This window comes from Bradyrhizobium sp. CB82, assembly GCF_029714405.1.
Lineage (GTDB): Bacteria > Pseudomonadota > Alphaproteobacteria > Rhizobiales > Xanthobacteraceae > Bradyrhizobium.
This window is the reverse complement of record NZ_CP121650.1, coordinates 4,821,538-4,845,848: the sequence shown is the minus strand read 5'-3', so window position 1 is coordinate 4,845,848 and position 24,311 is coordinate 4,821,538. Positions and strand designations below refer to the sequence as shown.

Below are 24,311 nucleotides of genomic sequence, written 5' to 3'. Positions count from 1 at the left end.
AATCCGAAATTCATCGGCTGCGCTCGGCCAGTCACCGCGCGCCTGCATCCCTGTCCGGAGCAAGTCGATCGGCTGCGGTGCGGCCTACGGCCTGAACAGCGCTGGCATTCCAACGTCGCGCGGGCAGGGCGTCTTATCCAAGTAAATGCGCACCCTTGCCGCCCGCAGTGCGGAGACGACCTACCTAGGTTAGCTTCTCAAGAGGGCGCGCCAAACGTGCTACGGTGCCAATGCTCGCGCTTGACTTGCGTCGTTTCCGAACGTCGCGCTGTGCATCGGTGCGCTGGCCATTATTGCCGCGCCCGGCCTGCTCACAAGCTTCACCATCCGGCACAAGATCGTCTACCGGTTCTTCACTCTCGCCAATCTGATGGCGCTCGGCTTCGTCGGAGCATTTCTGCTCCTCGGCTTCGTGGCCTCGAACGGAGGACACACGGTCAGGTTCGTGGCGGCCATCGCCAAGGTGTCGTTTTTGGGCACGATCGATCCGGGGCTGGCGCCGGTCCGGCCCGGGATCTGGCAGCAGATGTCGAACGCGCCGTTGCTGTTTCTGGTGCCGCTCCTGCTGTGTGCTGCGTTGGCATTTTGCCCGAGGAAGCCGGCGAGCCGTTTCGACCTTCTCGTCCTTGCAGCCATCGGCGGGCTGGCCGGCAGGGTTCAGCCGAGGCGTCATCGCAGCGGACGTCATCTTCACCGAGCCGCTCGGACTTGTGCTGTGCTGTGTGGCAGCAGGTCTTGCGTGGCGCCGTGGTTCGAACTGGATCCGGAGCGCTCTGCTGTGCTGCCTCGCGGCACTGGCCCTTCGTGGCGCAGCACAGGCCGAAATGACGGCGCTAACGGATGCCGCAGGGCCGAGATACTTAAGCGGCTGTTCGTCGAAGATGAGGCGCAAGTGGTGCCGCGAGCCTCGCGAGAAGCCGCGCTGAGGCAGGCTGAGGACTATCGCTTTGCCGTTCTGCAGATAGCAACCATCCTGCCGAACCGCGGAGCGATCGACTGGGGGCGGATCGGCGTAGTTGGCGAAGGCTTGAAGCCGTTTGGCGAGCGGCGCGGCGACATCTGGTTCACAGCGGTTCCTCCAGAACTGAAAGGGGCCACATTTTATGCGCCTCGGGACGCCCGTGCGGGCAGACTCTCCTGGTTGCTTGCCGTGGCCGATGGAAGCGACATTCCGCTGGTGCAACTCGAGGCCGTGCCGGACCGGTTCATGGTCATTCGGCGTCGGCAGGCATGAGGGCTGGCTCACAATTTAAACGGCCCCAACTGGGGGCCGCCAACCCGAGCGATACGGGTTTTCTTCCAGCAGTTGGGGGGGCATATCCTTTACGGCTGGAAGCTTCCAATTGACGCTCCGCCAACTCGTTGGTTCCAAAAATCTAAGGAGGTACCTCTTGCTCGTCAGGGGGGACCGGGAACGAGTAGTAATGGGCCGCGTTCGCGCTGAAGGCTTCGGTCCTGCCTGACACCATGACCGAAGGCGGTCGAACTCTTAACGGCCCCGGCCCGCCTTCTGGCTGGGGCCGATTTTTGGGTTGGCCAAGGGCGCGATTTCTATTGTGGTGGGCGAAGTCCCGGCGATGTGAGCCACTCGTTCATATGAGAGGCTGTTTCGGCCTGCCGCGCTTTGCGGATCATTTCGTCCCGCGCGGCGCCTGGTGGAAGCAATTTGGCTTCAGATCTTAGGCGTTTTGCCTGTTCGGAAAGTCGTTCTTCAAGTGATTGGGTTTGTTTGAAACGACGACGCTGCATGACGTCACCTCGTGCTTACGGGTCCTACCCGTAGGGTTCGCACTAATGACCTAATATGCCGGTGCGGACCATTCGGTTCCAATCACGGGGGCGAGATCGGCGGTCATCGACGACCTCGAACGATACGAACGGCTTTGCCTGAAGTCGGCGGAGCAGAGCACGACGCCAGAACGATTGGCGCCGCAAACGGCGCAGCACCGCTGCAATCAAAAGATCCGGCTTTTCGGCTGCGCTGCTTGGGAGGGCGCGGGACGCTGCTTGATCGGTGTCAGCTCGCCGGATGCGGAGATGATCGCGGCCTCCTGACGGCGGCACCTCGGGCAGACGAACTTCACCTCATGCGGTCGGCTCGACCAGCTTGCGTGTTTTGGGTTGACCGACATCGGCCAAGCCTCGCATTGCGGACACGGGATCAGAAAGCGACCAGGGTCGAGCATACCCATTCCAAAGCTCCAAGAGCCTGCCCGTAAGCTCAAATGTTCAACGTACGTAAATAGTTCCGGGGTCGGGCAGGGCGCGATGCAGACCTGCCACGTTCTTGATGCGCGCCACATCTTGAATGCGACCCGCGGCGAACCGACGACAACGAGTTTGGCCGAAGCGTCGCTGCTCAGCTTCGCTTCTCTTTCGATTTCAGCCTCATCTCGACTTGCTGGCGAATGGTCTTTGCAAGAGGCCGCCACGCCGCGACGATGAAGCCGCAGAGAAGCATGAGCCATGTCGCCAGGGCCGCGCACCACAATAGGTCTTCCAGAATCTTGGGCATGACTCGCCCCCAAATGACTGTCTGAAATGAGAACAGTGTCCTCCAACCTCGGCGCGGCCACAAGGCGTCCTAAAAGTAGTAACGGAGCGACGTGCCGAACGCCGAATGGGGCTCGACAGAATCACGACTACAGTCGCGGAGCCGGAGAAGTCCCTAAGCGTTGCCTTGCTGGGGGGTCGGGCCGTTCACCAGAATTCCTCGATCCATGATTGCGAAGCTGAGGATCGATTCTCGGGGCAACCGGTTGGATGCGCATGCGCATTCGGATGATGAGATGGGCAGGTTCGCTGACCCTTGTTGGTGTTCTTGTCTCTGCTTGCGTGAATTCCGACCGTGCGACGCCGACAGTTCGATCGGGCGCGTCTCGACAGGGCGCGTCTTGGGCCCGCGACCTCAACGAGCCGCCCCCAAATCGAGAGCCCGCCAACGCCGCGGCGGTCCCAGGAATCAAAGCGGATCTGAATGCTGTGCGAGAGAGAGCATCCCACTAGATCAGGGCATCGATCGCTGCAGGATCCTGCCGTGCCACACACCGGGTCTTGCGGATAGCCGCACCGGCCGTCCTGTCGGTTCCAACTTGATGTTTGGGCTGCAACGACAGACGGCGATGATGACATTGTGCCGGTGATTTGCCCGACGTGACAAACGATTTCGTAAAATCCGTAAGGCGTCGCACAGATGGGGCACCGGCTCCTTTGCATGGGGTTGTTTTCGATATTTTCGTTTGGGCGTGACCTGTGTCGGTTACACGGCGGTTTCTGACGCAGATGACCTGGTCCACATGCGCCGGGCGGAAGCTTCATTGCCTGCGGTAAACCCTGGGCTGCGGTACGCCCGGCTGCTGTCCGGACTGCTGCTGCCTGAACAGGACGCGCGGGTTCAGATCGCAATAGGTGTTCCAGCGGCCGGAAGCGGACGCCAGGCACTGCGCCTTCGTCTCATATGAGCAGTCGCCGGACCAGCCGAGCTGCCCGCCAAAGACGCACCAGGGGTAATCTTGAGAGACGGGAGAGGCGGGGCCCGCGAGGGCGGCTGTTGCCGCGGCGAGCAGGGCCAAGATGGCTAGCGTCGTGCGCATGATCATATCTCCTGTCGTAAGATCCTTAGCGGCCGGCAAGACCTCGAAAACATTGCACATGCCGCTTCAACGCGATCAAGCACGTTGCAGATCAGGCCAGGAGGCCCGCCGGTCCACCCAGGGCCTTTTTTCTCTCCATTTGTGAACCGCGTCACATCCGGAAATGCCGACCGCCTGCTACAGATGACGCATTGCTTTACCTGTCCATTTTTTAGAACACACCCCCGGCAGTCGCATGCCGGGGGTGTTTTTGCGTGGACTCGATCTGAGGCAGCTCTCGGTTCATGCGCTGTCTCCCGGTGGTTGGGGACGAGCCAATCGCGATTCTTCCTGATGAGTAGTAAATCAGGCAGGCTGGCCTCAGGCTGGTCACCGCGCCTGTGCTATAGTCCGATGCGTGATCTGATCCCCAACGGTCGACAACCGGCGGTTCCGCCGCTCGGTCGGCTATTCGACCAGGCAGTTCGTCGCAGATGGCAAAGCGACAGCGGAGACGATCGTAACGGGAGGGAGCCTGACCATGACCACGTTCGACAAGCGCGAGCAGGGCTTTGAGGCCAAATTCGTTCACGACGAGGAGCTCATGTTCAAAGCCACGGCCCGGTCCAACAAGATGCTCGGCATATGGGCCGCGGGGCAGCTCGGGCTGAGCGGCGATGCTGCCACCCGCTACTCGACGGAGCTCGTGACCGCCAATCTCGAAAACAAGACGGTCGATCACGTCCTGGGAAAAGTCTCGACTGACCTCTCTGGCAAGGGGATCTCACCCGAGCAGGTCGCGCAGAAGCTTCAGGAATTCCTGCACCAGGCCGTGCAGCAGCTGAAGGGGCCCGAATAGAGTTATTCGTGGCTGCGAGGCCGCGTCGCTCTGGCGATCGACGAAGGCAATCCCGATCGCCGATGCCACGAAGGTGACGTGGATCAGGACCTGCCACATCACGCCCTGCTCGGTATAGCCGGCGCGACCCGAGCCGAGACACAGTGATCAGATGTAGCCCGACGCGATGGCTTGCGGAAGACGCGACGTCAGGATCGTGCGCCGCCTGCGGCATGATGCTATCCTGACCTCCGGGCGGCGCTGATTTTCGGCTGACATCATTGGAGACATCGTGCGGACGATTGCGGTTGTTGCAACCATCGTGCTCTGCGGAGCCGTGATCAGCGAAGCAGCCGCGCTGCCGCTGACGCCATTTCGCTACGCGGACCAGGCGCAACGCTATTGTCCGACCGACAAGGTGGTATGGCTGGATTTCAAGAAGGGCCGCTACTACGGCAAGGGGCAGAAACTCTACGGGCAGGGCTTCGATGGCAGCTTCGTCTGCCTGAACGAAGCCAAGAGCAGCGGCTATCGCCGTGCGGTGCTTGGCCTGCGCTAAGTTCGCACAGTCTGGGTGGTGCGCGGGCTATTTGCTCTGGCTCGGGAGCTTGACCGGCACGTGCGGGGACGTGCTGACGACGCGGGGACTTCCGTCCGGATGGGTGCGGTCCGTGCGGATCAGGGATTCCAGGACCAGGAAGAATTTCTCGGCAAGCATGTCTCCCTCATCGGTGATGGCCTCTTCAAATTTGAGTCGAGGCATGAGGGAGGGAAATTCAATCAACTAAAACGGAGGCAGGCGGGCCGAAAAAACTGGACGCACGACCGGCAGGCTTTTGCGCCGCAACATTGCAAGCGTTGGAATAAGGGAAAAGTTGGCGCGCCTCAGGCGAACGCCAGGGCCATCAGACTCGAGCAGAGCAGAACCAAGCCGCCTGCGGTCAACGCCAGAAAACCGTCCGACACCAGATCATGGTTGCGCATAGGCCACCTGCCACTCTCGTACTCGATGCTCGACCGGATTGATTAAAACTTTCCGAACGCGCTCAATTGAAAGAGGTGATGCTTCCGCGCGAGGCATTATGCCCTCGTGCGGTATCCTTCGAATGCATGGGCCAGGAAAATTCCCGCGCTTACCAGACCCATCAATGCTGAAACCGTCTCAATCATCGCAAACTTCCGTTGCGCCCCTCGCACACGCGACAAAACGCGTACCGCCCTGCACAGTCAAAAGGATTCCAATGTGCGCACTTGCAATCGGGAAGCAGTGAGGATTCGCCGCAACAGTTTGTCCAGGACCGGGACGGGATTAGGATGCTTCGCGCGCCGGCGCTCCGTAGATCAACGGAGGAAATGCCAACCTCTGGTTTACCATCTCGGTGCGAGAGCCGCGCGCTCCCCATTTCCGCCGTGATCGCGTTGCGATATCGTCACTACTTCCGAGCCGGTGGTGGGCCGTTTCGGGCAAAGTCCGGCAGAAGGCCTTGCTTGCACGCAGTCGTGGGCTTGGGCACACATCCGGCGAGATGGTATTGGGGCGAATGGGGATCCGACGGTCAGATTCGATGATGCGGGCCGCACGTGGTGTTGCGGCTGCCGCGACCTGCCTCGCGCTCGCCAATTGCGCCTCATCTGGCAAATTCGCCAGCCGCGTCGATCCGAAATACGGCGTATCCTCCAGCCCGCGCGTCGTGGCCTGGGGCGATCCGGTGCCCAAGGGCGGCGGCACCTACCGCGTCGGCAAGCCCTATGTCGTGGCCGGCAGGACATACGTCCCGGAGGAGGATGCCCACTACCGCGCCGAGGGACTGGCTTCCTGGTACGGCGACGACTTCCACGGCCGCCTGACTGCCAATGGCGAAATCTTCGACATGGGCTCGCTGACCGCGGCGCACCCGACCTTGCCGATGCCGTGCTACGCGCGGGTGACCAATCTTTTCAACGGCAAATCGCTGATCGTCAGGGTCAATGACCGTGGGCCCTATCACGGTAACCGCCTCATCGACGTCTCGAACAAGGCCGCTGAACTGCTTGAATTCAAAGGCAATGGCGTCGCCAGGGTCCGCGTCGAATATGTCGGCCGGGCGCCCCTTGAGGGCTCCGACGACCGCCAGCTGATGGCCACCTTGCGCACCGGCATTCCGGCGCCGACCCCCTCGATGGTCCGCGTCGCATCGGCCAGGCCGTTCGTCCCGGAACTGTCGGCCTCCAGCCATGGCGCGATCCGTGGCGAGGTTCCGGTGCCAGAGGGGCGGCCCTACAGCCTCGGCAATACTTCGGCCGATGTGACCTCGATCAACGCGACCTCGGAATTGTCGGCTTCGAGCCGCAGCCGCGGCCGGGGGCTCCAGAACGCGCGCGCTGTGTCCTATGACCAGGACGGCCGCTATGTGTCGGATACGGCGCCATCGGCGGCCTATGCCTCCGACGACGGCGCGGCAGAGGCGCGCAACATCCTGAGCGGCCGCGGGCTCTACTGAGCCGCACTCTCCTTCAGGAACTCCACCAGCGCTGTGTTGACCTCGTCGGGTCGCTCCTGCTGCACCCAGTGACCGGCGCCCTCGATGATCAGCTTGCGCTTCAGGTTGGGCAGCACGTGCTCGAGCTCGTTGACGCGCTTGGCGCCGATCAGGCCTGTGATGACGGCATCCTTGGAGCCGGCGATGAACAGCGAGGGCTGATGGATCTGCGCATCCTGCCAGGGCGCGGTCAGCTCCCAATTGCGGTCCAGGTTGCGGTACCAGTTGAGGCCGCCGCGGAAGCCGGACTTGCGATAGGTCTCCGTGAAATAGGCGAGGTCTGCCTCCGTCAGCCAGCCCGGCAGCGGCTCCGAGCCGCTGGCGTGGCCGAGAAAGCCCTTGTCGTCCTGAACGAACATCGCCGCCGTCGGGTCGGACAGCCCGCGCCCACCCAGCACGATGCGCATGGTGTGGGCAACATCGCGCTCAAGCTCCGCCTCGGCAACGCCGGGCGTCTGAAAGTACTGCCAGTAGAAATTGGTGATGCCGTTCTCACGCAATAGGTCGAGCGGCTTGCCGCGGCCGCGGAACGGCGGAGGAACGCTTAAGCCCGCCACTGCCGTGAACATGTCCGGCCGGAACAGGGCCGCATGCCAGGCCACTGGTGCGCCCCAATCGTGACCGATGACCATGGCCTTGGTCTCGCCAAGCGCCTGCACCAGAGCAACGACGTCACCGACAGTGTCGAAGATGGAGTAGGCGGTAACGTCCGACGGCGCTGTGGTCCGGCCGTAGCCCCGCATATCCGGAGCGACGACACGGAAACCGGCCGCCGCCAGCGCCGGGATCTGGTGACGCCAGGAGTAGGACAGTTCCGGCCAGCCGTGGCACAGCACCACCAGCGGCCCCTGACCCTGCTCCCGGACGAAAAGGTCGATCCCATTGGCCGGGATCACGCGGGAGGACGACATCGCTTTTCCGCCTTCTTTCAGAGGTTTGGTCGGAAATCGTGAGGCGCCACGATAAGGACGCCAGCCCACCTGTGCAATCTTCGGGTGATGATCCGGTTCCTCGTGTTGTTTGCGCAGGGCCCAACTGTTAGAACGCCGCTCTCAGGGCTTCGCCATGGCATTTCGCTTTCCTTCGACCCGCCCATCCCGGTTCACTGCCGGGTGGCTCGCGCGCGGGCTCCTCGCGGCGGGCGTGGCGCTGAGCCTCGCTTGGGGCGGCGTGCTCTACGCCGCCAATCAGAGCGTGCAGGGCGCCAAGAAGGAAGAGGCCGGCTTTGACGGCGACGCGCCCACCGCGATCCTGATCGAGGCGTCCAGCGGCAGCGTCCTGTTCGAGAAGAACGCCGACGAGCTGCGCGCGCCCTCCAGCATGATGAAGCTGATGACTGCGGAGGTCGTCTTCAACGCGGTCAAGAAGGGCGACATCAAGCTGACCGACGAGTACCGGATCAGCGAGAATGCCTGGAGAAAGGGCGGTGCGCCCTCCGGCAGTTCGACCATGTTCGCCGCAATCAACAGCAAGGTGTCGGTCGATGATCTCCTGCATGGCGCGATTATCCAGAGCGGCAACGACGCCTGCATTGCGCTTGCCGAAGGGATGGCGGGCAACGAGCGCCTCTTCGCCTCCGATTTCATGACCAAACGCGCCCGCGAACTCGGCCTTACCAAATCGACCTTCGCCAATTCGAACGGGCTGCCAGACCCTGGCAACAAGATGACCGTGCGCGAGCTCGGCATCCTCGCGCGCCACGTCATCCTGGACTATCCGGAATTCTACAAACTGTTCGGTGAAAAGGAATTCACCTGGAACAAGATCCGCCAGCCCAACCGCAACCCGCTGCTCAACACCATGCCCGGCGCTGACGGCCTGAAGACCGGCTTCACCAAGGAGGGCGGTTACGGCATGGTAGGCTCGGCCGTGCAGGACGGCACGCGGCTGATCGTCGTCGTCAACGGCCTTGAAGACTCCGAGGATCGCGCCACCGAAGCCAAGAAAATGCTGGAATGGGGGTTTCGCAACTTCGAGACCCGGATCCTGATCGCGGCCGATCAGCCGGTGGGTTACGCAAAGGTGTTCGGCGGCGAAAGCCGCTCGGTCAAGCTCGTCGCCAAAACCCCCGTGAAGGTGATGGTGCACAAGAACGGCGGCGACAAGCTGATCGCGCGCATCGTCTATAGCGGCCCGGTGCGCGCGCCGGTCCAGGAAGGGCAGCCGGTCGGCGTGGTGCGGGTCTGGCGCAGTGGGCAAATCGCGGTGGAGACACCGGTCTATGCGGCCGAGGCCATCGGCACCGGCTCAACCATGCGGCGCGCGATCGACGGCGCGAGCGAGCTCGTGATCGGCATGTTCCGCGCGGGCGCCGAGAAGCTCTGACTATGACCGAGATCGCAGTGAAGCCGCCGTCCGGGCGCGGGCGATTCATCACCTTTGAAGGCGGCGAGGGCTCCGGCAAGTCGACCCAGATCAAGCGGCTCGCCGACCGGCTCAACGCCACGAAGCTGAAGACCATCGTTACCCGCGAGCCCGGCGGCTCGCCGGGTGCGGAGATCATGCGCCACCTCGTGCTGTCGGGGATGGGCAAGCTGCTCGGGCCGGATGCCGAGACGCTGCTGTTTGCGGCTGCCCGCGACGATCATGTCCGCACCGTGATCGAGCCGGCACTCAATCAAGGCATCTGGGTCCTGTGCGACCGCTTCGCCGATTCGACCCGGGCCTATCAGGGAAGCCTCGGCAGCGTGCCTGAAGGCGTCATCAACGCGATGCAGCGGGTCACGATCGGTGATCTCAAGCCGGACGCCACCATCATCCTCGATCTTCCGGTCGAGATTGGTCTGCAGCGCGCGGCCGCGCGGCGAGGCAGCGGCACACCGGATCGCTTCGAGGGCGAAAACCTCAAATTCCACCAGGATCTGCGCGAGGCCTATCGCAAGATCGCAGCCGGCGATCCCGGGCGCTGCGTGCTGATCGACGCCAGCGGCGATCCCGATACTGTCGCCGCGCGAATCTGGGCTGCGTTGCGCGATCGCGTGTTCAGCACACCGACGAGGGCGGCGTCCGCATGAGTCCTCGCCAGACCGAGCGGGAGACCGCGATTCCGCATCCGCGCGAGACCAGTCGCTTTTTCGGCCATCGTGAGGCCGAAGCGGCGCTGCTTACCGCCTATCGCAGCGGGCGCATACCGCATGCCTGGCTGATCGGCGGACCGCAAGGCGTCGGCAAGGCGACGCTGGCGTACCGGATGGCACGCTTCGTGCTCGCGCACAGCCATCCGCTCGCGCCTGCCGTGCAGCGGGCCGAGGATTTGTCGATTGATCCGAACGACCCTGTGGCGCGTCAGGTCGCCGCCGGCTCGCATGGCGGGCTGTTGACGCTGGAGCGCACGGCAAACGACCGCGGCGTGATGCGCACGGTCATCACCGTCGACGAGACGCGCGAGACGATCGCGTTCTTTGGCTCGACGGCGGCCGCCGAAGGCTGGCGCGTCTGCATCGTCGACACCGTCGACGAGCTCAACCCGAACGCGGCGAACGCATTGTTGAAGATCCTCGAGGAGCCGCCACAGCAATCGCTGTTCCTGCTGGTCAGCCACGCGCCGGCGCGGGTGCTGGCGACGATCCAGTCGCGCTGCCGCAAGCTGCGGCTGCGATCGCTTGCGACCGACGAGGTGATCGGCGCTGCTGCGATCGCCGCCGATGTCGAGGAGGCCGATCCGGCGCTGCGTGAGGCCGCAGACGCCGCCGAGGGCAGCGTCGCACGGGCGCTGACGCTGCTCGGCGGCGACGCGCTGAAGCTCCAGCAACGCACTGCGGCGCTGCTCGCACGCCTGCCGCAAGTCGATCCAAGGGAATTACACACGCTTGGCGATTCGCTCGGCACCAGCGACCGGGTGGCGCTCGCCGCCTTCATCGACGGCATTGACCGCTGGATCGCCGAGCGGCTGCATGCCGACGAGGCGAGCGCCAACCAGAACCTGCCGCGCCTTGCGCGCCTTGCGGAGGTATGGGAAAAGATCGTCCGCGCCGCGCGCGACACCGAAATTTACAATCTGGAGCGAAAGCCCTTGGTTTTCTCGGTGTTCGGCTGGCTGGCGGACGCAACGCGCTAGGCGCAGGTTCGATTCCAAATTTCGAGAAGCCGGTAAAGGAATTCGTGGTGGCAACGCGAGCTAAGAAAACCGTCAAGCGCAAGAGCGGCAAGAAGGCTGCGAAGAAGGTCGCGAAGCAAGCTGCCAAGAAGGCCGCGAAGCGGTCCGCCAAGTCGCGCGCTCGCAACGCTGCCAAGAAGCCCAAGAGGGGCGTGGCCAGGAAAGCGACGAAATCCAGGAGTCGCGTGACCAAGAAGGCGAAGAAGGCCGGCAAGACGAGCGCTAATAAGCAGGTCGTTGCCAAGAAGACGGCCGCCGGCAAGTCGGCGAAGGCTCCCGCAACGAAAACTCGCAAGACTGTGGTGGCTGCGCCTCCGGCAGCGCTGGCTCCCGTTGCAGTGCCTCCGAAAGTCGCGAAGCCGAAGGCGCGTGCGCCCGTGAAGCGAGTGGTTGCTCCGCAAGCCCAAGCTCCCGTCACGGTGCCTGCGCGCGGCAACGCCTTCTACATCACGACCGCGATCGCCTATCCGAATGGCCAGCCCCATATCGGCCACGCCTACGAGGCGATCTCGGCTGATGTCCTCGCGCGCTTTGCGCGGCTCGACGGCAAGGACGTGTTCTTCCTGACCGGTACTGACGAGCACGGGCTGAAGATGATCCAGACCGCGCAGAACGAGGGGCTGACGCCGTCGGCGCTGGCGACGCGCAACGCCAACCGCTTCAGGGAGATGGATCAGCGGCTCGACGTGTCGTTCGATCGGTTCATCCGCACCACGGAGGAGCAGCACCATCGCTCCAGCAAGGAGATCTGGCGGCGGATGGCCGAGAGCGGCGACATCTATGTCGACACCTATGCCGGCTGGTACTCCGTCCGCGACGAAGCCTACTACGCCGAGGACGAGACGCGCCTGAACGATGACGGCGTGCGGCTCGGCCCGCAGGGCACCCCCGTCGAGTGGGTGGAGGAGAAGAGTTATTTCTTCCGCCTGTCAGCCTATCAGGACAGGCTCCTGAGGCTCTATGAAGGCAATCCCGAGTTCATCGGCCCGGATGCGCGCAAGAACGAGGTGGTGAGCTTCGTCAGGAGCGGCCTGCGCGATCTCTCGATTTCGCGCACCACGTTCGATTGGGGCGTGAAGGTGCCCGGCGACGAAGAACACGTGATGTATGTCTGGGTCGACGCGCTGACCAACTACATCACCGGCGTTGGATTCCCCGACGAGAGCGATGGCAATTGGCGCTATTGGCCGGCCGACGTGCACATCATAGGCAAGGACATCATCCGCTTCCATGCCGTCTACTGGCCTGCGTTCCTGATGTCGGCCGGCATTCCCGTGCCGAAGCGGGTCTATGCCCACGGCTTCCTGTTCAACAGGGGCGAGAAGATGTCGAAGTCGGTCGGCAATGTCGTCGATCCCTTCAATCTCGCGGACCAGTATGGCGTCGATCAGATGCGCTATTTCTTCCTGCGCGAGGTGCCGTATGGCCAGGACGGCAACTACAACCATGAGGCCATCGTCGCGCGCATCAACGCGGACCTTGCCAACGACCTCGGCAATCTCGCGCAGCGCTCGCTGTCGATGATTGCAAAGCAGCTCGGCGGCGTGTTGCCGGAGCCGGGCGAGTTCAGCGACAACGACAAGGCGATCCTGGTGCAGGCTGACGGCATGATCGCGGCTGCCCGTGAAGCGATGGCGACGCAGCAGATCCATCAATGGCTCAATACGGTGTGGGCCGTGGTCGCCGAAGCCAACCGGTATTTTGCGGGCGAGGCGCCTTGGGCGCTGGCGAAGACCGATCCGGCGCGGCAGAAAACGGTCCTGTACGTGACCGCAGAAGTCGTGCGCCAGATCGCGGTCCTAACCCAGCCTGCGATGCCCCGTGCCTCGGCGAAGCTGCTCGACAGCCTTGGCGTCCCCGAAGGCGAACGCACCTTCGCGATGCTCGGCGGCAAGAAGCGGATCGCGCCCGGCTCGACGCTGCCTGCGCCGACGCCGGCGTTCCCGCGCTACGTCGAGCCGGCGGCCTAGGGGCCGGACAATGCTCGTCGACAGCCACTGCCATCTGGATTTTCCGGATTTCTCGGACGATCTCGACGGGATCGTGTCGCGTGCGGCTGCCGCAGGCGTTGGCCGCATGGTCACGATCTCGACGCGGGTGCGCAAGCTCGACCGGCTCATCGCCATCGCGGAGCGCTACGACAACGTCTATTGCTCGGTCGGTACCCATCCGCATCATGCGGATGAGGAGGACGGCATCTCGCCGGACGAATTGATCGCGCTGACGAAGCATCCCAAAGTGGTTGCGCTCGGGGAGGCGGGGCTCGACTACTTCTACGACAACGGTTCGCCTGAGGCGCAGGCGAGGGGCTTTCGCGCCCATATCGCGGCGGCACGTGCGACAGGCCTGCCGCTCGTGATCCACACCCGCGCGGCGGACGAGGATTGTGGGCGCATCCTGGAGGAGGAAGTCGCGAAAGGACCATTTGCCGCCGTGCTGCATTGTTACACGGGCGGACGCGAGCTTGCGGTGAAGGCCATCTCGCTCGGGCTGTACATCGGCTTCACCGGCATCCTGACCTTCAAGAAGTCGGAGGCCTTGCGCGCACTCGCTGCCGAGCTGCCGGCCGACCGCATCCTCGTGGAAACGGATTCGCCCTATCTCGCGCCGGGCAAATTCCGAGGCAAGCGCAACGAGCCGGCCTACGTAGTGGAAGTGGCAAAGGTGCTCGCCGAGACGCGCGGCGTATCGCTTCCGGAGATCTCGCGCCAGACCACCGAAAACTTCTTCCGCCTGTTCTCCAGGGCGAAAGCCTGAAACCAGGGACGCCGCATGACACTGACGCTGACGATTCTGGGCTGCGGCTCTTCCGCCGGCGTGCCGCGCCCGGCACTCGGCTGGGGCGCCTGCGACCCCAACAATCCAAAGAACCGCCGTCGTCGCTGCTCGCTGCTGGTCGAGCAGACCGGCGAGCACGGCACCACGCGGATCGTCATCGACACCTCGCCCGACCTGCGCGAGCAGCTCATCGATGCCAATGTCGACCACATCGATGCGGTGTTCCTGACTCACGAGCATGCCGATCAGACTCACGGCATGGACGATCTGCGTTCGGTCGTTCTGCATATGCGCAAGCGCATTCCGACCTATTTCAATCAGTCGACCGCCAAGGACATCATGGCGCGATTCTCCTATTGCTTCATCTCACCGGAGGGCAGCGACTATCCGCCGATCCTGACGCGGCATTCCATCGAGGCGGGCGAGACTCAGACCATCTTGGGGAAGGGCGGTGCGGTCAAGATGGCGGCCTTCCTGGTGCAGCACGGCCAGATTCCCGCACTCGGCTATCGGATTGGCGATGTTGCCTACACGCCCGACCTCAACGACATTCCGCGCGAGAGCTGGGGCGCACTGGAAAATCTCGATCTCTGGATCGTCGACGGCCTGCGTTACACCAGCCACGTCAGCCATTTCAGCATCAACGATGCGCTGTCCTGGATCGAGCGCTTCAAGCCGAAGCGCGCCGTCATCACCAACATGACCGCTGACGTCGATTACGAGGTGGTCAGGCAGTCGCTGCCGGCGGGCGTGGTGCCGGCCTATGACGGCCTGCGATTGGAAACGCGCTAGAGCGGTAGCCCATCTTACTGAATCGTTGGGGATTCCCAAATCAGCGGTTTCCTGATTCAAGCTGTTGGCCGGGACCGGAGGCCGGCGAGCATGGCGAAACCGTTGTCGATGGATCTTCGCGAACGTGTTCTTAGCTGTATTGAGAGCGGCGTTTCAGGCCGGCAGGCTGCTGAGCGATTTGGAGTGAGCCCGGCCAGCGTAAGCCGTTGGCGAACGCGCGAGCGGGAGCAAGGCGATGCTCTGCCAAAGGCTCAAGGCGGTGATCGCAAATCGCACCGGATCGATGCTCACCAGGCGGCGATCATAGCTTTGCTCGAGGCGTCGCCCGATATCACCATTGAGGAATTGCGGCACAGCTTGAGCAAACAAGGCCTATCCTTTGGCTATGGCACGATCCGCCGCTTCTTCGAACGTCACAAGATCACGCGCAAAAAAAGACTGCCCATGCCGCAGAGCAGAACCGTCCGGACGTTTTGAAGGACCGCGAGGCTTGGCGCGAGAGCCAGGACAAGCTCGACCGGGATCGCCTCGTCTTCATTGATGAGACTTGGGCATCGACCAACATGGCGCGAACACACGGCCGCTGCCGGCGCGGTGGCCAGCATTCCTCACGGTCACTGGAAAACGACAACCTGCGTAGCCGCCCTCACCACGAACGGCATCATCGCTCCATGGGTGCTCGATGGCCCCATCAACCGCGACGCCTTTGAGACCTATGTCGAAAAAGTGCTCGTCCCCGAGCTGCCGGAACACGCCATCGTCATCATGGACAACCTGTCCAGCCACAAAGGACCACGCATACGCAAGATGATCGAGGCGGCCGGCGCCACGCTCCTCTATCTCCCGCCCTACAGCCCCGACCTCAATCCGATTGAGAACGCCTTCGCCAAGCTCAAAGCACACTTGCGAAAGGCCGCCGAACGGACCATCGGCGGCCTTTGGGATGCGATCGGGCGCATCGTCGACACCTACACGCCCGCAGAGTCTAGGAACTACTCCGCCGCCGCCGGCTATTTGCAATCTGATCGGCTAACGCTCTAAAGCGCGCGTCCTACCAAGCACAGCGCATGACAGCCTTGCCGGTATAGAACCGCACCTGGCTGGAGAATTCGCCGTCGAAGCTTGCGGCCGCCGCCCAGCTGTTAAGCCGCGTTGAGCTGATCGATGCGTATCCGTCCGGTGAGGACCCGGGGGACCTGACCTTGCGGAGTTCCAGTGTTTAAGGTGGATGGAGCAATCCGTCGGATTTTAGCGTGTCAATCGCTTCGGCGAGGGTCAGGCCGCGATGCCGGCAGAACCATTCTCCGGTGTGACGATGCCACTGGATGTCGAAGCGATTGCGGCTAATCCAGTCGAGACGGGCGAACGGGGCGTCGAACTCTTCGCCGAGATTCTCCGGGAAGCCGGAGCGGTAGCGTTGAATGAAGCGATATTTGGTGCCGTGCCACTTTCCCAGGATATCGACGGGGTAGTTGAACTGCGTTGGCCGGATCGTGGGCAGGAAGCGGGGCTTCAGGAAGTCGTCGATCAGTTGCTGGCAGGCGGCCGCCACCGCCGATTTATCTGCCGCGGACAGACCGCTCGCTCTCATGTGTCCTCTTGGCTCACGCCGCTTCGACATGGCTCGGCACGGGCTTTTGCCAGTTCCAGGGCAGAAGCTCAGCCAGCCTCTGGATAGCATGATCGTTGATGCGCGCCAGCACGTCGGCGAGCCAAGCCTGTGGATCGATGTCGTTGAGCTTGGCGGTGGCGATGAGGGTGTAGATCGCAGCCGCACGCCGGCCGCCCTCATCGGAGCCGGCGAAGGTCCAATTTCTTCTGCCCACGGCGACAGCCCGAAGCTCGCGCTCGGCGGCATTGTTCGACATGCAAAGCCGTCCGTCATCAAGGAAGCGGGTAAATGCGTCCCAGCGGCTGAGGCAGTAATTGATCGCCTTGGTCGTGTCGTTGTTCCTGGAGAGCTTGGCGCGCTGCTCGCGCAACCACGCCTCCAGCTCGACGATTAAGGGACGGCTACGTTCCTGGCGCACACGCAGGCGTTCCTGCGGAGCAAGGCCGTTGATCTCGCGCTCGATGGCGAACAGAACGTCGATGCGCTTGACCGCCTCGGCCGCGATCGGCGCCTTGGTGAGCCGTGCCAGATCAAAGAACTTGCGCCTGCCGTGCGCCCAGCACGCGGCCTCGATGATCGGGCCGCCCTTGCGATTGGCCTCGTAGAGCCTGCCAAAGCCGGCGTAGGCGTCGGCCTGCATCAGTCCGGCATAGCCCGCCAGATGCTGCTCCGGATGCGCACCGCCACGATCCGGCGAGTAGAAGAACACGGCCGCCGGCGGATCTGGGCCGGCAAACGGACGGTCGTCGCGCACGTAGGTCCAGAGCCGGCCGGTGCGGGTCTTGCCCTTGGCCAGGACCGGCACCGTGGTGTCGTCCGCGTGGATGCGTTCGGCCGCAAAGACATGGCTCCGGATCGCATCGACCAGCGGCATCAGGGTTGCAGCGGAGGCGCCCACCCAGTCCGCGAGCGTCGACACGTCGAGGTCGATGCCTTCACGCTGGTAGACGTCGCTCTGACGATGGAGCGGCAGGTGCAGGCCGTACTTGGCGAACAGGACATGGGCCAGCAGCTTGGGCCCTGCACGCCCGCGCGCGATTGCGTGCGAGGGAGCTGGCGGCTGGGTGATCGCTTCGCAGGCCCGGCAGACGAGCTTCTCGCGCACGTGCTGGATCACTTTCCACTGGCGCGGAACGAGCTCCAGCGTCTCGGTCACGTCCTCGCCGATCTTGCGCAACCGGCTGTCGCCGCAGCATGGGCAGGTCGCCGGCACCGGATAGACAATGCGCTCCCGCGGCAGATGCTCCGGCAGCGGCCGGCGGGCTGGCTTGCGGCGCTCGAACGATGGCACCGCAATCTTCTCGGATGCCATTTGCGCCGCGGTCTCAGCTTGCGCCGCGTTCTCCTCGAGGTCGGCGAGCTGTAGCTCGAGCTGGTCCAGCAATGCGCCGCGCTCGGAGGACTGTCCGAACTGCTCGTGCCGGAGCTTCTTGATCGTGAGTTTGAGCTTCTCGATCAGCAAGCTCCCCGCCTGGGCCTCGGCTTCCGCGGCCAACCGGGCCGCTCGTTCGGCGCGCAGCATCGCCTGCAGCGTGGTCACATCGTCGGGAAGAGAATCATCAGCGCCCATCGCCGACCAGAGAATCACAAGACGCGGTCTCTGTCCGAACCGCTGATCGTGCCACCGATTCAAATCCCAGCGATCAGCCCGCCGCCCGCGGTCGCCAGGTCTGTTGCGGCATCCGCCAGTCGATGCCCTCCAGCAGGTAGCCAAGCTGGGCTGGGGTGATTGTCACCACGCCATCAGCCGACGACGGCCACAAGAAGCGACCGCGCTCCAGCCGCTTGGCGTAGAGCGACATCCCAAGCCCATCGTGCCAGAGGATCTTGATCAGCTTGCCGCTCCTGCCACGGAACACATAGAGATCGCCGCCGTGCGGGTCTCGCTTGAAGGCTTCCTGCACCAGCAAGGCCAGCGAGTTCATGCCGCGGCGCATGTCTGTATGGCCGGTCGCAATCCACACCCGGACGCCCGACGGAATGGGGATCACTGCGGCCGTCCATCTGCCAGTGCCGCGACCGCAGCCTTCAGCGTCGCCGCGTCGACCGTGCCCGTGATCCGCATCCGAGCCCCGGCAACAAACTCGATCTCGATCGACCCGCCGCTGTTGGCCGGCGCGACTGGACAAGGCGCCGGCCCTGCTTCCGCGACCACCATCGCCGGTACGAAGCCAGGTCGATGGACCGCATCCTTCGGCTCAGGCCGAAACGACCGTCGCCATCGCAGCAGCAATGAGCGCGAAACACCATACCGCCGCGCTGTTGCCGCGACCTGGCGCGGCGCCTGTAAGCTCTCCAGGACGATCCTGAGCTTCTCATCCTCGGACCAGCGTCGCCGCCGGCCTGTGTCCACTACTTCGAGCCGTTCGACTTGGGCACTGCGCCTATCACTGTCCATAAGGACAGTACTCAACAACACGCCTCATTCGGCAAGGCGGCCTTCACCGGACGGATACATCGATGCCGGGATGATCGCTGGTGATCGCCTGCCGGCCAGAGGCGAGCGCGGTGGCGACATGGGCCTGCCCGACCGTATGCCTGACGAAGGCGCCGGCCTGAAACAGATCGGAGCGGCTGCTGCCGACGCTACCGGCGAAATTGGTGCCGTCGGCCATCGCGACGCCAGGCCGCGTTTGCGGCGATAGCGAATAATCAGCGCCGACCAGGGTTGCAAAAATCCGGCTCGATGAGCCCGGGCCCAGCTCGGCCGGCCGACATCTCCGGATTGTCGCTGCTAGAATTGGGGCTGGCCCTTCCGACTCAGCCGCCAGCGGCCAGGAGTAGCGCCCACCGCAGACGAGAAGGCCCTGGTGAAGTGACTTTGGTCGGAGAAACCGCATTTGATCGCAATTTCAGTGAGCGACAATGTGGAGTCCACGAGCAGGCATTTGCTTTGCTCGATACGTTGATCCATCAGCCAACGGTGCGGTGGCGTTCCCGTACTTACCCTGAACGCGCGGGCAAAGTGGGCGGCCGATAAGCCGCATTCGCTCGCGATGCGTGCCAGCGGGAGTGCTCCGTCGAGATTCGCACGCATCAGCTCTTTCGCAGTCCGAAGTTGCCATGGGGCCAATCCGCTGCGTTGAGCGCGTGTTTCTGGTCGGCTGCTTGAGTACTCTCTGAGAAAATGTGCATTGAGCGCCATCGCGACATGGCCCACGAACAGTTCGTTGGCTTCATGAGGTTTCTCGAGAGCCGGCAGCAGGCAGGCCCCCAAGTGAGCTACGACGGGGTCGAAGATGTTTGTACCACTTGCAATATCGTACTGAATGTGACCAACGCCCAGCTCCGCCGCCAACTCGCTCAACGCATTGTGCGGCAGATAAAGATAGAGAAAGTCGAACGGATCCTGGAAGCGAACGACGGTTTCGCATCGAAGATCATAGACGCTTGTCTCATCCTTCTGGGCGCCCTTACGCGCATGACGGCCATCTATCCATGACTCTGCTCTTTGATGTCGCAGGCGAAGACAGAGTGCAAATGCCTCATCCGGAGGTGACGGCAGTGTCGGGTCGTGGACAGGTCCGGAATAGGCCATCCGAACCGCGGCGAATTTGCCTCTTTGGAGCGATTTAACTATTCCCGAGTTTGGGCTTTGGATCATTGGAAACAATTTTGCAAGCCGATCGCCGTAGAGGCCATCATCGGTCATTATCTATTCTCCAATCCGCCGTGGGAAACGATCGGCGGACGCAGCATTCAAAATGAATATTCCCATCCTCCCGCTCGCTGGCTGGCGGGAACCCTGGGTTGTCGGGCACTTCACCTACACCCATGCACGAAGCTTTTTTGATCACATTCGAGCGAGCGCGTTCTATTGCCGCTGCCCGGATTTCTTTGCGGGCTTGTTTTGATCAATCGTGGCTTGAGACGTTCAAGCCTTTGCGATTGCGCGCCTCTAGGGTTCTGCAATGCGGCAGCCTTCGCTTGGGTTGCCCTTGGAGTATTTGATGCATTTTACATTGATCAAACCGCACGCCACGTCGGCGTCCATGAGGACCAATCTATCTTTACTTGAGGATCTCGTTCGCGCAGCACATTCCCGCTTCGCAGCGCTGCTGTGCAAACTCGCCGAATTGCAGGACAAGCCATCGGCCAGCGCCAGGCGTGCCGGTGATTGCAACCCGGATCGCAGCGGGCACGGGCTTGCGGGCGCCACGCGGGATATGATCGCGATCGTCAAGGTGATGGACAAGATGGCCGACGAGCTCTTGCTGGAGTCGAGGCAATCGTGGGCGTCGGTCGGATACGTCTCCGGCAATGTCCACAAGATCACCTTCGGGCGATGGCGATTGCTCGGCGGCCGGACGCGAAACGATGTTTCGGCTGTCGCCGTCGATGAAAGGCTGAGGCGGATGCCGCGCTTGGTTATTTCACTATTGGAAGTGGCCACAATTCTGGAGGAGGCGGTCGCGGACTTGGTGTCGCCGACCGCGGGGGAAGCGCTCGGTAAGCAGTAACGCTCGTAAGCAGTACCAACGTCTTGAAGATGCCCGAGGCGCTCTCAGGAATTCGGTCTCGGTAAGCGCTACGCCGAGATCGCCTTCGCCGAGTCGACCTGATTGCGCAGCAGGAATTTCTGAATCTTTCCAGTCGAGGTCTTCGGGATCGGTCCGAATACCACGGCCTTTGGCGTCTTGAAGCCGGACATGTGGGAGCGGCAGAAGGCGATGATGTCGGCTTCGCTCGCGCTCGCGCCATCCTTCAGCTCGATGAATGCGCAGGGCACCTCGCCCCATTTCGGATCGGGCTTTGCGACCACGGCCGCGAACAGAACGGCGGGGTGCTTGTAGAGGATGTCCTCGACCTCGACGGAGGAGATGTTCTCGCCGCCGGAGATGATGATGTCTTTCGAGCGGTCCTTGATGATGACATAGCCGTGCTCGTCAAGCACGCCGAGATCGCCGGTGTGAAACCAACCGCCTTCGAAAGCTTCTCTGGTCGCCTTCTCGTTCTTCAGGTAGCCCTTCATCACGATGTTGCCGCGGAACATGACCTCGCCGATGGTTTCGCCGTCACGCGGCACCTCCTGCATGGTCTGCGGATCGATGACCGTGACGTCCTCCTCCAGCGGGTAGGGTACGCCCTGCCGCCGCTTCATCCGCGCGCGCTCGGGCGCGGACAGTTCGTCCCAGCCCGGCTGCTCGGCGCAGACGGAGGCGGGGCCGTAGACTTCGGTGAGTCCATAGACGTGGGTGAGCTTGATACCGATGCTCTCGGCGCCTTCGAGCACCGCGACCGGCGGCGCCGCGCCCGCGATCAGGCCAACGACGCGGCGCACAGCCGTGCCCTTGGGCGCATCGGGAGCGTTGATCAGCGTGTTGTAGACGATCGGCGCGCCGCACATGTGGGTGACGCCATGCGCCTTGATCAATTCGAAGATCTTTGTCGGCTCGACCTTGCGCAGGCAGACGTTGATGCCGGCGGACGCGGCAATGGTCCAGGGGAAGCACCAGCCGTTGCAATGGAACATCGGCAGCGTCCAGAGATAGACCGGATGCTGGCCGAGATTGCCGGCGAGGATGTTGCTGACGGCGTTCAGATACGCGCCGCGATGATGGGTGACGACGCCCTTGGGATTGCCCGTGGTGCCCGAGGTGTAGCTCAGTGCGATGGCATCCCATTCGTCCTGCGGCAGAACGGCAGCAAAACCGGGATCACCCTGGGCGACCGCCGCCTCATATTCGATCTCGCCGATACGCTTTCCGCCTGTGAACGCAGCGTCGTCGACGTCGATCACGAACGGTTTTGGACCCTTCATCTGCGCCAGTGCATCGATGATCACACCTGAGAATTCGGGATCGACCAGGATGATCTTGGCACCGCCATGATCGAGCTGGAACGCGATGGAGGGCGCGTCGAGGCGGATGTTCAAAGCATTGAGCACCGCGCCGGTCATGGGGACCGCGAAGTGCACCTCGTTCATCGCCGGCACGTTCGGCAGCATGGCCGCCACGGTGTCACCGATACCGATCCCCTTTCCCGCCAGATACGCTGCAAAGCGCCGGCACCGCTCATAGGTCTGCGCCCAAGTGAAGCTGCGACCCTCATAGACGGTGCTGACATGATCGGGGTAGACACCGGCGCTGCGCGCGAGGAAGCTCAGCGGTGTCAACGGCACGTAGTTGGCGGGCGTCTTGTCCAGGCCGATATTGTAGTGGTTCTGCCTCTCACTCATCGCCACCCTCCCTCAACGCTTCAAAGGAATCCGATCGAAATCCACGGGAATATCGCCACGATAATCAATCCTACGAGCAACGCCAGCAGATAGCCCCAGATTGGCCTGATGCCCTCGGCGGGGTCAACGCGGCCGATCGCGCAGGCGGCATAATAGCCGACGCCGAAAGGCGGGGCGAACAGGCCGATGCCCATGGCAAGGATGATGACCACGGCATAGTGCACCTCGTGGACGCCGACGGCCCGCGCGATCGGAAACAAAAGAGGCCCGAACAGCACGATCGCCGGAATACCCTCCAGTACGCTGCCAAGGATGGTGAAGGCCAGGATCGAGACCGCGATGAAGGAGGCCGAGCCGCCGGGCAGCCCGGTCATGGCTGATGCAAGCGAGCGCGAGAAGCCGGACTGTGTCAGGCCCCAGGCCATGCCCGTGGCGGTGCCGATGATCAGGAGGATCGCCCCCGACAGCGCCGCGGTCTCGACCAGCATCGGCAACAGCCGTCGCCAGTTGAAGCGGCGGTAGATCAAGAGTCCGACCAGGACGCTATAGACAATGCCGATGGTCGAGACCTCGGTCGCGGTGGCGATGCCCTCGACCACCGAGTAGCGGATCACGAAGGGAAGGGCGAGCGCGGGCAGGGCGATGACGAAGGTCTTGCCGATCTGGCCGGCCGTGGCGCGGCTAACATGGCTCATGTCCTCGTGTCGGTAGCGCCACCAGACCAGCATGCAGAGCGTCAGCGCCAGCACCACGCCGGGCAACAGGCCGCCGGTGAACAGTGCTGCGATCGAGACGCCCGTGACCGAGCCGATGGTGATGAGCACGAGGCTCGGCGGAATGGTTTCGGTCTGCGCGCCGGTGGCCGCGAGCAGGGCGACCAGATCGCCGGGTTTGGCGCCGCGCTGCTTCATCTCGGGGAACAAGACCGGCGCGACCGCGGCCATGTCGGCCGCCTTGGCGCCGGAGATGCCGGAGACCAGGTACATGGCGCCGACCAGCACGTAGTGCAGCCCGCCGCGGACATGCCCGAGCAGGCTCGCCAGGAACGCCACCATGGCCCGCGCCATGCCGGTCATTTCTATCAAAAGCCCCAGGAACACGAACAGCGGCACCGAGAGCAGGATCAGATGGCTCATGCCCTCGTCCATTCGGCCGACCAGCACCATCACTGGCGTGCGTGTGGTCAGCGCGAGATAGCCGAAGATGGCAAGGCCGAAGCCGAACGCAATGGGAACGCCGGCAAAGACGCAGAAGCCGGCGACGCCGACGAAGAAGATCACCAGGTTGAGATTGCCGAGCGGCCGCAGATGGGGCTCGGCGAGCCAGAACAAGCCGACGACGACGGCGACGGTCACGGCGGCCGTCAGCACGGTCCGATAGTCGGCCGCGCGCAGCAGGCGCAGCACCGCAAACGCCGCCATCAGGCAGATGCCGACCGGCAGCGCAGCGGCGCGCCACATGTTCGAGATCTGGAGCGCCGGCGTGGTGATGAAGCTTTCCTCATAGGCGTAGTCGTAGGACGGCCATACGATCATCACGAGGAACGCCAGCGCGGCGCAGACCGCCACGAGATCGAGATAGACCCGCATCGCTGGGCTCGCCCTCGCGACGAACGCCGTCATGCGCATGTGCTCGGAACGGCGGAAGGCCACCGCCGCGCCGAGCATCGCGAGCCACAGGAACAGAATGGATGCGAGTTCGTCCGACCAGACCAGCGGCCGGTGAAAGCCGTAGCGTGCGACCACGCCGGCGAACAGGATGACGATCTCGGCGACGACCAGGATCGCCGCCGGGATCTCGACGATGAAGCCGAGCACGCGCTCCAGCGAAGCCAGAAACGAAGGTCGCCGGCGAGGGGACTGCCCGGTCACCTCGCCCACCACCTCGGTCACCTGAACCTCGATATGAGCCATGACGGCCTTGACG

At 63.3% G+C, this 24,311-nt stretch carries 23 protein-coding genes and 1 pseudogene; 12 read left to right on the top strand and 12 right to left on the bottom strand.

The annotated features are described in order from the left end of the window. Positions 1-370 precede the first annotated feature (370 nt). The gene (locus QA640_RS23495; RefSeq protein WP_283035328.1) at positions 371-1,234 is read left to right on the top strand and encodes a hypothetical protein; all 864 of its coding nucleotides are present in this window, start codon (positions 371-373) and stop codon (positions 1,232-1,234) included. Positions 1,235-1,551: 317 nt separating this feature from the next. On the opposite strand, the gene QA640_RS23490 is transcribed toward QA640_RS23495, so the two are convergent. Together QA640_RS23490 and QA640_RS23485 are read right to left on the bottom strand one after the other, a co-directional pair. After that, positions 1,552-1,749, bottom strand: a complete 198-nt coding sequence (locus tag QA640_RS23490; protein WP_283035327.1) for a hypothetical protein — start codon at positions 1,747-1,749, stop codon at positions 1,552-1,554. A 1,565-nt stretch (positions 1,750-3,314) separates the two neighbouring features. Continuing rightward, complete coding sequence (locus QA640_RS23485) at positions 3,315-3,593, bottom strand: DUF3551 domain-containing protein (RefSeq protein ID WP_283035326.1); 279 nt, start codon at positions 3,591-3,593, stop codon at positions 3,315-3,317. A gap of 520 nt (positions 3,594-4,113) precedes the next feature. Here QA640_RS23485 and QA640_RS23480 point away from each other — a divergent pair. Then, the gene (locus tag QA640_RS23480; protein ID WP_283035325.1) at positions 4,114-4,431 is read left to right on the top strand and encodes a DUF1476 domain-containing protein; all 318 of its coding nucleotides are present in this window, start codon (positions 4,114-4,116) and stop codon (positions 4,429-4,431) included. Positions 4,432-4,702: 271 nt separating this feature from the next. Then, positions 4,703-4,969, top strand: coding sequence for a hypothetical protein (locus QA640_RS23475; RefSeq protein ID WP_283035324.1), 267 nt, complete (start codon positions 4,703-4,705; stop codon positions 4,967-4,969). Positions 4,970-4,996: 27 nt separating this feature from the next. On the opposite strand, the gene QA640_RS23470 is transcribed toward QA640_RS23475, so the two are convergent. Beyond that, a complete protein-coding gene (locus QA640_RS23470) occupies positions 4,997-5,128 on the bottom strand; it encodes a hypothetical protein (RefSeq protein WP_283035323.1) in 132 nt (43 codons plus the stop codon). Between the two features lie 850 nt (positions 5,129-5,978). Here QA640_RS23470 and QA640_RS23465 point away from each other — a divergent pair. Further along, positions 5,979-6,890 (top strand): septal ring lytic transglycosylase RlpA family protein, encoded by a 912-nt coding sequence (locus tag QA640_RS23465; RefSeq protein ID WP_283042865.1) that lies wholly within the window; start codon positions 5,979-5,981, stop codon positions 6,888-6,890. On the opposite strand, the gene QA640_RS23460 is transcribed toward QA640_RS23465, so the two are convergent. Next, complete coding sequence (locus QA640_RS23460; protein ID WP_283035322.1) at positions 6,884-7,840, bottom strand: alpha/beta hydrolase; 957 nt, start codon at positions 7,838-7,840, stop codon at positions 6,884-6,886. The two genes, QA640_RS23465 and QA640_RS23460, sit on opposite strands and share 7 nt — an antisense overlap. A 154-nt stretch (positions 7,841-7,994) precedes the next feature. Here QA640_RS23460 and QA640_RS23455 point away from each other — a divergent pair, with 154 nt between their 5' ends. The 7 genes and pseudogenes from QA640_RS23455 to QA640_RS23425 all read left to right on the top strand — a co-directional run bounded on the left by QA640_RS23455 (position 7,995) and on the right by QA640_RS23425 (position 15,636). Beyond that, on the top strand, positions 7,995-9,254 hold the full coding sequence (locus QA640_RS23455; protein ID WP_283035321.1) for a D-alanyl-D-alanine carboxypeptidase family protein: 1,260 nt from the start codon (positions 7,995-7,997) through the stop codon (positions 9,252-9,254). 2 nt (positions 9,255-9,256) lie between these two features. Beyond that, positions 9,257-9,943: a dTMP kinase gene (gene tmk / locus QA640_RS23450; protein ID WP_283035320.1), complete on the top strand. Its 687-nt coding sequence runs from the start codon at positions 9,257-9,259 to the stop codon at positions 9,941-9,943. Continuing rightward, positions 9,940-10,986, top strand: coding sequence for a DNA polymerase III subunit delta' (locus QA640_RS23445; RefSeq protein ID WP_283035319.1), 1,047 nt, complete (start codon positions 9,940-9,942; stop codon positions 10,984-10,986). Before tmk ends, QA640_RS23445 begins: the two co-directional genes overlap by 4 nt. 47 nt (positions 10,987-11,033) lie before the next feature. Next, positions 11,034-12,995, top strand: coding sequence for a methionine--tRNA ligase (metG, locus tag QA640_RS23440; RefSeq protein WP_283035318.1), 1,962 nt, complete (start codon positions 11,034-11,036; stop codon positions 12,993-12,995). A 10-nt stretch (positions 12,996-13,005) separates the two neighbouring features. Continuing rightward, complete coding sequence (locus QA640_RS23435; protein ID WP_283035317.1) at positions 13,006-13,782, top strand: TatD family hydrolase; 777 nt, start codon at positions 13,006-13,008, stop codon at positions 13,780-13,782. 15 nt (positions 13,783-13,797) lie between these two features. After that, positions 13,798-14,595 (top strand): MBL fold metallo-hydrolase, encoded by a 798-nt coding sequence (locus QA640_RS23430; protein ID WP_283035316.1) that lies wholly within the window; start codon positions 13,798-13,800, stop codon positions 14,593-14,595. Between the two features lie 90 nt (positions 14,596-14,685). Further along, positions 14,686-15,636 (top strand): annotated as a pseudogene (locus QA640_RS23425) (IS630 family transposase). A gap of 178 nt (positions 15,637-15,814) precedes the next feature. On the opposite strand, the gene QA640_RS23420 reads toward QA640_RS23425, so the two are convergent. From QA640_RS23420 to QA640_RS23395, 6 genes are all read right to left on the bottom strand, one after another. Beyond that, a complete protein-coding gene (locus QA640_RS23420; protein ID WP_283035315.1) occupies positions 15,815-16,186 on the bottom strand; it encodes a hypothetical protein in 372 nt (123 codons plus the stop codon). Positions 16,187-16,199: 13 nt separating this feature from the next. Further along, positions 16,200-17,777 (bottom strand): IS66 family transposase, encoded by a 1,578-nt coding sequence (locus QA640_RS23415; RefSeq protein ID WP_283042864.1) that lies wholly within the window; start codon positions 17,775-17,777, stop codon positions 16,200-16,202. A gap of 73 nt (positions 17,778-17,850) precedes the next feature. Continuing rightward, complete coding sequence (tnpB, locus tag QA640_RS23410) at positions 17,851-18,198, bottom strand: IS66 family insertion sequence element accessory protein TnpB (protein ID WP_283035314.1); 348 nt, start codon at positions 18,196-18,198, stop codon at positions 17,851-17,853. Beyond that, positions 18,195-18,605, bottom strand: coding sequence for a transposase (locus QA640_RS23405; RefSeq protein ID WP_349253752.1), 411 nt, complete (start codon positions 18,603-18,605; stop codon positions 18,195-18,197). Before QA640_RS23405 ends, tnpB begins: the two co-directional genes overlap by 4 nt. A gap of 43 nt (positions 18,606-18,648) precedes the next feature. Beyond that, the gene (locus tag QA640_RS23400; RefSeq protein WP_283035312.1) at positions 18,649-18,822 is read right to left on the bottom strand and encodes a hypothetical protein; all 174 of its coding nucleotides are present in this window, start codon (positions 18,820-18,822) and stop codon (positions 18,649-18,651) included. Positions 18,823-18,941: 119 nt separating this feature from the next. After that, the gene (locus QA640_RS23395) at positions 18,942-19,859 is read right to left on the bottom strand and encodes an AraC family transcriptional regulator (protein ID WP_283035311.1); all 918 of its coding nucleotides are present in this window, start codon (positions 19,857-19,859) and stop codon (positions 18,942-18,944) included. A gap of 514 nt (positions 19,860-20,373) precedes the next feature. Between QA640_RS23395 and QA640_RS23390 the strand changes: the two genes are divergently transcribed. Beyond that, positions 20,374-20,667, top strand: coding sequence for a hypothetical protein (locus QA640_RS23390; protein ID WP_283035310.1), 294 nt, complete (start codon positions 20,374-20,376; stop codon positions 20,665-20,667). A 68-nt stretch (positions 20,668-20,735) separates the two neighbouring features. Here the strand turns inward: QA640_RS23390 and QA640_RS23385 are convergent, their stop codons facing one another. Further along, entirely contained in the window at positions 20,736-22,385 is a 1,650-nt protein-coding gene (locus QA640_RS23385; protein WP_283035309.1) for an acyl-CoA synthetase, read from the bottom strand. Between the two features lie 20 nt (positions 22,386-22,405). Then, a complete protein-coding gene (locus QA640_RS23380; protein ID WP_283035308.1) occupies positions 22,406-24,298 on the bottom strand; it encodes a TRAP transporter large permease subunit in 1,893 nt (630 codons plus the stop codon). Positions 24,299-24,311 lie beyond the last annotated feature (13 nt).